This is a genomic window from Pseudomonas sp. MD195_PC81_125 (genome assembly GCF_014060985.1).
Taxonomy (GTDB): Bacteria; Pseudomonadota; Gammaproteobacteria; order Pseudomonadales; family Pseudomonadaceae; genus Aquipseudomonas; species Aquipseudomonas parakoreensis.
In genome coordinates this window covers 1-8,340 of record NZ_JABULD010000711.1, presented here as the reverse complement: position 1 = coordinate 8,340, position 8,340 = coordinate 1, and the positions used below count along the sequence as shown (strand labels likewise).

Sequence of the window (8,340 nt, the reverse complement as noted above, 5' to 3'; positions counted from 1 at the left end):
GTTCGTCGAGCGTCGGCGCGAAGCGTTGGCCGATCTGGAAGTGCAGTTGGCCACCCTGCCGACCGAGCCGGCACAGCACGCGGAGAGTCTGCCATGAACAACCCCGAGCGCTTGCCGTCCGAGACGCACAAACCGATCACCGGCTACCTGTGGGGCGGACTGGCTGTGCTGACTTGCCCCTGCCACCTGCCCATCCTCGCTGTCGTGCTGGCCGGCACAACCGCCGGTGCTTTCCTCGGCGAGCATTGGGTCATCGCGGCGCTCGGTTTGACCGGCCTGTTCCTTCTGTCCCTGTCGCGGGCGTTGCGGGCATTCAGGGAAAGAGAATGAGCGCTTTCCGGCCGGATGGATGGACGACGCCGGAACTGGCCCAAGCGGTCGAGCGCGGGCAGCTTGAACTGCACTACCAGCCCGTCGTCGATCTGCGCAGTGGTGGGATTGTCGGCGCGGAAGCCTGTTGCGCTGGCGTCATCCGACGCTTGGACTATTGCCACCGGGCCAGTTCCTGCCCGTGGTCGAATCGTCCGGCCTGATGCCTGAAATCGGCGCTTGGGTGCTGGGCGAAGCCTGCCGCCAGATGCGTGACTGGCGAATGCTGGCATGGCGACCGTTCCGGCTGGCCGTCAATGCTTCGGCGAGCCAAGTGGGACCGGACTTCGACGGGTGGGTAAAGGGCGTGCTGGCTGATGCCGAGTTGCCCGCCGAGTATCTCGAAATCGAGCTGACCGAATCGGTCGCGTTTGGTGATCCGGCGATCTTCCCCGCCCTGGACGCCTTGCGGCAGATCGGTGTGCGCTTCGCCGCCGATGACTTCGGGACGGGGTATTCCTGTCTGCAACATCTGAAGTGCTGCCCAATCAGCACGCTCAAGATCGACCAATCGTTTGTCGCCGGGCTCGCCAACGACCGCCGCGACCAAACCATCGTGCACACCGTGATTCAGCTTGCGCACGGGCTGGGCATGGATGTGGTGGCTGAAGGCGTGGAAACATCGGCGAGTCTTGATCTATTGCGACAAGCGGACTGCGACACAGGACAAGGCTTCCTGTTCGCGAAGCCAATGCCGGCGGCGGCATTCGCCGTCTTCGTCAGTCAATGGAGGGGTGCCACCATGAATGCAAGTGACTCGACCACCACCAGTTGCTGCGTGTGCTGCAAGGAAATCCCGCTCGATGCCGCCTTCACCCCGGAAGGCGCGGAATACGTCGAGCACTTCTGCGGGTTGGAGTGTTATCAACGCTTCGAAGCGCGTGCCAAGACAGGGAACGAAACCGATGCCGATCCGAACGCCTGCGACTCGCTACCGTCAGATTGAGGCATACCCTAACTGGATGTCAGGCAGGGCCGCGCCGCTTAGTCAGAATAGAGTCATCTTTCGCATTTTTGACACATGCCTGCGAAGGTCATAGATTTCAGCCTGACAGAAACGGGGTTTGAGGCACAACGGAACAGAAGGAGCACTTAAGCCGCCTTCAACCAAGGAGACATCGTGCAGGGGCACCGCATCGGCTACGTCCGGGTCAGCAGCTTCGACCAGAACCCGGAACGCCAGCTGGAACAGACACAGGTGAGCAAGGTGTTCACCGACAAGGCATCGGGCAAGGACACCCAGCGCCCCCAGCTCGAAGCGCTGCTGAGCTTCGTCCGCGAAGGCGATACAGTGGTGGTGCACAGCATGGACCGGCTGGCCCGCAACCTCGATGACCTGCGTCGCTTGGTACAGAAGCTGACTCAACGCGGCGTGCGCATCGAGTTCCTGAAGGAGGGCCTGGTGTTCACTGGCGAGGACTCGCCGATGGCCAACCTGATGCTGTCGGTGATGGGGGCCTTCGCTGAGTTCGAGCGCGCCCTGATCCGCGAGCGGCAGCGTGAGGGCATCACCTTGGCCAAGCAGCGTGGCGCGTACCGGGGCCGCAAGAAAGCCCTGTCCGATGAGCAGGCTGCTACCCTGCGGCAGCGAGCGACGGCCGGCGAGCCCAAGGCGCAGCTTGCCCGCGAGTTCAACATCAGCCGGGAAACCCTCTACCAGTACCTCCGCACGGACGACTGACACATGCCGCGTCGCTTGATCCTCTCGGCCACGGAGCGGGGCACCCTGCTCGCGTTGCCAGAAAGCCAGGATGACCTGATCCGCTACTACACCTTCAACGACTCCGACCTGTCGCTGATCCGTCAGCGGCGCGGCGACGCCAACCGCCTCGGCTTCGCCGTGCAACTCTGCCTGCTGCGCTACCCCGGCTATGCGTTGGGCACTGACAGCGAGCTGCCCGAACCGGTCATCCTGTGGGTGGCCAAGCAAGTCCAGACCGATCCGGCGAGTTGGACGAAGTACGGCGAGCGCGATGTGACCCGTCGCGAGCACGCCCAGGAACTGCGCACCTACCTTCAACTGGCCCCGTTCGGCCTGTCCGACTTCCGCGCCCTGGTGCGCGAGCTGACCGAACTGGCCCAGCAGACCGACAAGGGCTTGCTGCTGGCCGGCCAGGCGCTGGAGAGCCTGCGGCAGAAGCGACGCATCCTGCCGGCGTTGAGCGTGATCGACCGGGCTTGCTCGGAGGCCATTGCACGGGCCAATCGGCGGGTCTACCGCGCCCTGGTTGAACCGCTCACGGACTCGCATCGGGCCAAGCTGGACGAGCTGTTGAAGCTCAAGGCCGGCAGCAGCATCACCTGGTTGACCTGGCTGCGCCAGGCACCGCTGAAACCCAACTCTCGGCACATGCTTGAGCACATCGAGCGGCTGAAGACATTTCAGCTGGTGGACTTGCCCGAAGTCCTGGGCCGGCACATCCACCAGAACCGCCTGCTCAAGCTGGCCCGCGAGGGTGGGCAGATGACGCCCAAAGACCTCGGCAAGTTCGAGCCGCAGCGGCGCTATGCGACCCTGGCCGCCGTGGTGCTGGAGAGCACTGCAACCGTGATTGATGAGCTGGTGGATCTGCACGACCGCATCCTAGTCAAGCTGTTCAGCGGCGCGAAGCACAAGCATCAGCAGCAGTTCCAGAAGCAGGGCAAGGCGATCAACGACAAGGTGCGCCTGTACTCCAAGATCGGCCAGGCGCTGCTGGAGGCCAAGGAAGCCGGCAGCGACCCCTATGCCGCCATCGAGGCGGTGATCCCCTGGGACGAGTTCACCGAGAGCGTCAGCGAAGCCGAGCTGCTGGCCCGGCCGGAGGGCTTCGACCACCTGCACCTGGTCGGCGAGAACTTCGCCACCCTGCGCCGCTACACGCCGGCTCTGCTGGAGGTATTGGAGCTGCGCGCCGCCCCGGCCGCGCAGGGCGTGCTGGCAGCCGTGCAGACGCTGCGCGAGATGAACGCCGACAACCTGCGCAAGGTGCCGGCCGATGCTCCCACCGCCTTCATCAAGCCGCGCTGGAAGCCACTGGTGATCACCCCGGAAGGCCTCGACCGGCGCTTCTACGAAATCTGCGCCCTGTCCGAGCTGAAGAACGCCCTGCGCTCCGGCGACATCTGGGTCAAGGGCTCGCGGCAGTTCCGCGACTTCGACGACTACCTGTTGCCGGCCGAGAAGTTCGCCGCGCTCAAGCGGGAACAGGCCCTGCCGCTGGCGATCAACCCGAACAGCGACCAGTATCTGGAAGAGCGCTTGCAGCTGCTGGACGAGCAGTTGGCCACTGTCGCCCGCCTGGCCAAGGACAACGAGCTGCCCGATGCCATCCTCACCGAGTCCGGGTTGAAGATCACCCCGCTGGATGCGGCGGTGCCGGATCGGGCGCAGGCGCTGATCGACCAGACCAGTCAGTTACTGCCGCGCATCAAGATCACCGAACTGCTGATGGACGTGGACGACTGGACGGGCTTCAGCCGCCACTTCACCCACCTGAAGGACGGGGCCGAGGCCAAAGACCGGACGTTGCTGCTGTCCGCGATCCTCGGTGATGCGATCAACCTCGGGCTGACCAAGATGGCCGAGTCGAGCCCCGGTCTGACCTACGCCAAGCTGTCCTGGCTGCAAGCCTGGCACATCCGCGACGAGACCTATTCGGCGGCCCTGGCCGAGCTGGTCAACCACCAGTACCAGCATGCCTTCGCCGCCCACTGGGGCGACGGCACCACCTCATCCTCCGATGGCCAGCGTTTCCGGGCTGGCGGCCGGGGCGAGAGCACCGGACACGTCAACCCGAAGTACGGCAGTGAGCCGGGACGGCTGTTCTACACCCATATCTCCGACCAGTACGCGCCGTTCAGCACCCGCGTGGTGAATGTCGGCGTGCGCGATTCCACCTATGTGCTCGACGGCCTGCTGTACCACGAGTCCGACCTGCGGATCGAGGAGCACTACACCGACACGGCCGGCTTCACCGATCACGTCTTCGCCCTGATGCACCTGCTGGGCTTCCGTTTCGCGCCGCGCATCCGCGACCTCGGCGAAACCAAGCTGTACGTGCCGCAGGGCGTGCAGACCTACCCGACGCTGCGGCCGCTGATCGGCGGCACCCTGAACATCAAGCACGTCCGCGCCCATTGGGACGACATCCTGCGCCTGGCCAGCTCGATCAAACAGGGCACCGTCACTGCCTCGCTGATGCTGCGCAAGCTCGGCAGCTATCCGCGCCAGAACGGCCTGGCCGTGGCCCTGCGCGAGCTGGGCCGGATCGAACGCACGCTGTTCATCCTAGACTGGCTGCAAAGTGTTGAGCTGCGCCGCCGCGTGCATGCCGGCCTGAACAAAGGTGAGGCGCGCAACTCGCTGGCCAGGGCGGTGTTCTTCAACCGCCTTGGGGAAATCAGGGATCGGAGCTTCGAGCAGCAGCGCTACCGGGCCAGCGGCCTCAACCTGGTGACGGCGGCTATCGTGCTGTGGAACACGGTGTACCTGGAGCGCGCCACCCAGGGGTTGGTCGAGGCCGGCAAGCCGGTGGACGGCGAGCTGCTGCAATTCCTGTCGCCGCTGGGCTGGGAGCACATCAACCTCACCGGCGATTACGTCTGGCGGCAGAGCCGCAGACTGGAAGACGGGAAGTTTCGGCCCCTACGGATGCCCGGAAAACCTTAGCGTACGATTTTTTCCGAATTCTGCGAGCCCCCCTCCTATGCCGGCAATGGCCAGCTGGTAATCGCCGAGGAGCGCCGGCAGAGCCTGGTTATCGTGGATGTCCCCATCGCCGAAGACGGTAAACTTTCTCCTGATCGACCATTGAGCCGAGACCAGTATCCAGCTCTCACCCTGGCGTTTGGCAAGGAAGACAACAAAGGCCTTGAAGGGCTCGCCTACGACCTGAAAGGCGACCGCCTGTTTGTGACCAAGGAGCGAGATCCTCGCCAATTGCTGGAAGTGAGCGGCCTTCGTGCCAGCCTGGCCGGAGGCTTTTCCTTGCACGTGCGTGACCTGTCCAGCCTGGTAAAAGACAAGGTGTTTGCGACTGACCTGTCTTCAGTCGTCTTCGATCAACAGAGCGGCCATCTGATATTGCTCAGCGACGAGTCGAAACTGCTGATTGAAATGACCGACGAGGGCAAGGTGGTGAGTTTCCGCTCCCTGGCGAGAGGTTTTGCTGGTTTGCTGAAAGGCATACCCCAGGCCGAAGGCGTAACCATCGACAATGAAGGGTATTTGTACGTGGTCAGCGAGCCGAACCTGTTCTATCGCTTCACCCGTGAACCAGATTGACCAGTCAACAAGCTACAGTCGGGCGTGATCGTGGCGCTTGAAGTGGTGGTCTACGATTTTTGCCGAATTCAGTGGGCTCCCCATCAGGCCTAGTTGGGCCCTGGTTTCAGAGGGAGTGCGGTGACCTTACCGTTGGCAACCGCCTTCAGCTGAATCATCTCGAATATTAGTCGCTGGTTAACCGAAGCCAGCCGAGCTACCTCCGCTAAAAGCTGATCATTCTCTGCACGGAGCACCCTGTTCTTTTCTTTCTCGCTCATCAACGCTTGATGCTTAGAGTCTCGCTGGGCTCGCACCGACTTGCCAACGATGTTGCGAATCCTTTCCGCTATGCTTGGGTAAGTGTTATGGATGAGTCCCGGAGTCACACCTGCGGCACGGGCAACGGATGTGATGGAAAGCTTTTCGTCACCAGCAATTAGATCGTCGACGACCTTGTTGAGCGCGGCGAGTGTCTTCGACCTGGAGCGAATAGGAGAGTCAGGGCCCACCGCCTGTCTAGTCATTTGCCGCCTCCTCCATTTCCTCAACTGGAGAAAGGCCAAGGCTGGTAATTACATCTAGTGCAACCTGCAAGTCGCGTTCTGCGCGCTGCCTAACAGCGGGGCCTGCATCCTCAATTTTTATCAGCTCTCGCTGTTGAATGTAGATGTCCTGCCAAGTGCTGGCGAAGACTTCATCGATCACCGAATTTTTGCACCCTGGACACCGTGTGGCTTCGTATAGACCAGCACCTCCGCAGCCCCGCTCTGTGGCGATGCACCAACCGTGTCCAGTCGCACGAATGTTGGCATGTGGGGCGGTCTGGGCAAGCAAAGCAGCTCTATCCTTGATTGGAATCGCCCGCAACTCCACAATCTTTTCGCCAGCGCCCCCTGCCAGTGGCTGATCATCGAGCCATGATTCGATCAGGTCAATTTTAAACTCTGTCATCTGCTGGAAGATCTCATCAAAGAGAGTCAGGTCTTGCTGCGGATTGGATGCATAGAGTTGGGTCATACTCATGCTGCTGTGTTTGAACTGCCATTTGAGGTAGATCAATGAAGTGCGGCCCATACGGGATTCTACAAAGCATCTTGCATATGTTCGCCTGCATTGATGCGTCCTCAACGGCCAATCGCTTCCAGCGGCTTTAGCTATACGGTCAAACGCAGCATTGGATGCTTGCCCGCTGAGAGCCTCAACGTGATGGCTTTCCTGAACTTTCCCTCCTTGTGTGTTTCGTCCCAAAAATAGTTTATTCGCGTCTTTTCGGGCTTTTTTCGAGCCTAAGGAGATGTTCAGTTGAATACGAAAAATCCCGATTGCTTGCAAGCTGTCTAATCTCTTCATCCAGCTCTTTTCTGATGGGTACTGAATATTTTGCCAAAAGACTTAAAGCTTCAATCGTCAGTTCTGGTACAAGATATTCGACTTGGCCTTTACCTGTCTTGTGCTCGATTGTGGTCACCCAGCAAAAGGTAACCCCGTTTTTTAACTCTTTGCGCCAAGCGCCAACCTCAATTCCAATTGCCTCGTCATTGCGCATGCCGCTAGTGATTGAAACTATATACAGAACAGCATCTCTGCAACGAATTGCCATCCGTTCATCACTAGGATGATATCCAATACCATTGGCTGCCAATTCGGCCTTCATCTCCCGGACAATGCTTTCGCAATAGTTGAAAATCCTAGATTGTTCATCATGAGGAATAATATCTGTTCGCCCGACGTTTTTAGTGGCAGCACCCAACCCTTTTACATTCGCGACCCCACAAATCCGCCACAATGTCGAATTACCCCAAGGATAACTCTGAATGGGAAACATCGTGTCGGCAGAAAACACCCAAAGAAAATCAATAACCCGTAATCGCCCATACAGCGGGAGAGGCTTTAACTTCAATTCATATTTGCAATGATGAACGTAATTGCTGACATGGATCGGACGGACATCTGCAAAGCTTGAAACTCCTAGATCGTTTAACCAGCGAACAAAAGGCATCGCGCTGACGACGGCGAAAGTAGTAATGCCCCGTGCGATAGGAGGTTTGGATCTAGGCATTCCTCTTTTAAACCAAGCATAAGCAACAGCTTTGCAGTCATCAATAAGCGCCCGAGGCATGCCCATATCCCAGTTGATGAATTTATAAGAATGAGCAACATTGGCCTGATCAAAAAACGGGCGAAGATCCCACTGTGCATCGCCAAACCTGCTAAGAACGAAGGTTTCTCCATCTTCATTAACGATAGCGCTGATCACGATTGTATCCCGCTCTGCGGGACTTAGGCCATTCGCTGAAACTGGCTGTGCGATGAGGACATCATATGCCTTTAACACCGCACTCGTGGTTCTTATGCTCAAATTTCACCGTCCAATTTTTTCTTCATGAACTCGATTTTTTTAGCCCAGAACAAGTGCGGAGATGACTCAGCCTGAGCCCTTGCTTGCGAAACCAATGCAAGATCAAACTTCTGGGTGAAATCATCTATCAATCGAATATAGTCAAACTGACGCTTGCGCCATGCGCCCCACTCGTCCGTGAGAAAGTATTCGACTTCTGCATACAAGAATTGTTGGTAGCTGAACAGCCGGTATAAGTCCTCCAAGGTGCCTACAATTGCATAGCTAGGGCAACCGAGGCAGTGGATGAATTCAGAACAATGATTGACGCCATCCTTTGGTGCCAGACTACCGTAAAGGCTATCTTTGCAGCCGCCTAGCGGGG

General features: G+C 59.1%; 6 protein-coding genes and 4 pseudogenes. 6 read left to right on the top strand and 4 right to left on the bottom strand.

Annotated elements, in window-relative coordinates; genetic code table 11:
• The 6 genes and pseudogenes from HT737_RS28105 to HT737_RS28080 all read left to right on the top strand — a co-directional run.
• Positions 1-97, top strand: a pseudogene (locus HT737_RS28105) (transcriptional regulator MerD); the annotation flags it as partial.
• Positions 94-330 carry a broad-spectrum mercury transporter MerE gene (gene merE, locus HT737_RS28100; RefSeq protein ID WP_003132004.1) on the top strand — a complete coding sequence of 79 codons (237 nt, stop codon included), beginning with the start codon at positions 94-96 and terminating at the stop codon, positions 328-330. The pseudogene HT737_RS28105 and the gene merE, both read left to right, overlap by 4 nt.
• Positions 327-1,315, top strand: a pseudogene (locus tag HT737_RS28095) (DUF3330 domain-containing protein). Before merE ends, HT737_RS28095 begins: the two are co-directional and overlap by 4 nt.
• A 174-nt stretch (positions 1,316-1,489) precedes the next feature.
• Positions 1,490-2,050 carry a recombinase family protein gene (locus HT737_RS28090; protein WP_010921730.1) on the top strand — a complete coding sequence of 187 codons (561 nt, stop codon included), beginning with the start codon at positions 1,490-1,492 and terminating at the stop codon, positions 2,048-2,050.
• A gap of 3 nt (positions 2,051-2,053) precedes the next feature.
• Positions 2,054-5,020 (top strand): Tn3-like element TnAs1 family transposase, encoded by a 2,967-nt coding sequence (locus HT737_RS28085; RefSeq protein ID WP_010921731.1) that lies wholly within the window; start codon positions 2,054-2,056, stop codon positions 5,018-5,020.
• Positions 5,021-5,044: 24 nt separating this feature from the next.
• Positions 5,045-5,635, top strand: a pseudogene (locus HT737_RS28080) (SdiA-regulated domain-containing protein); the annotation flags it as partial.
• Between the two features lie 89 nt (positions 5,636-5,724).
• Here HT737_RS28080 and HT737_RS28075 read toward each other — a convergent pair.
• The 4 genes and pseudogenes from HT737_RS28075 to HT737_RS28065 form a co-directional block, all read right to left on the bottom strand.
• Positions 5,725-6,141, bottom strand: coding sequence for a hypothetical protein (locus tag HT737_RS28075; RefSeq protein WP_004574005.1), 417 nt, complete (start codon positions 6,139-6,141; stop codon positions 5,725-5,727).
• Positions 6,134-6,634: an integrase gene (locus HT737_RS32880; RefSeq protein WP_223817443.1), complete on the bottom strand. Its 501-nt coding sequence runs from the start codon at positions 6,632-6,634 to the stop codon at positions 6,134-6,136. Before HT737_RS32880 ends, HT737_RS28075 begins: the two co-directional genes overlap by 8 nt.
• A gap of 238 nt (positions 6,635-6,872) precedes the next feature.
• Positions 6,873-7,874, bottom strand: coding sequence for a site-specific integrase (locus tag HT737_RS32060; protein ID WP_306287288.1), 1,002 nt, complete (start codon positions 7,872-7,874; stop codon positions 6,873-6,875).
• Positions 7,875-7,972: 98 nt separating this feature from the next.
• Positions 7,973-8,340 (bottom strand): annotated as a pseudogene (locus HT737_RS28065) (hypothetical protein); the annotation flags it as partial.

Excerpts from the sequence above, each read along its gene's own strand:
- HT737_RS28085 (WP_010921731.1), top strand. The coding sequence starts at position 2,054 with ATGCCGCGTCGCTTGATCCTCTCGGCCACGGAGCGGGGCACCCTGCTC.
- HT737_RS32880 (WP_223817443.1), bottom strand. The coding sequence starts at position 6,634 with ATGACCCAACTCTATGCATCCAATCCGCAGCAAGACCTGACTCTCTTT.
- HT737_RS28075 (WP_004574005.1), bottom strand. The coding sequence starts at position 6,141 with ATGACTAGACAGGCGGTGGGCCCTGACTCTCCTATTCGCTCCAGGTCG.
- merE (WP_003132004.1), top strand. The coding sequence starts at position 94 with ATGAACAACCCCGAGCGCTTGCCGTCCGAGACGCACAAACCGATCACC.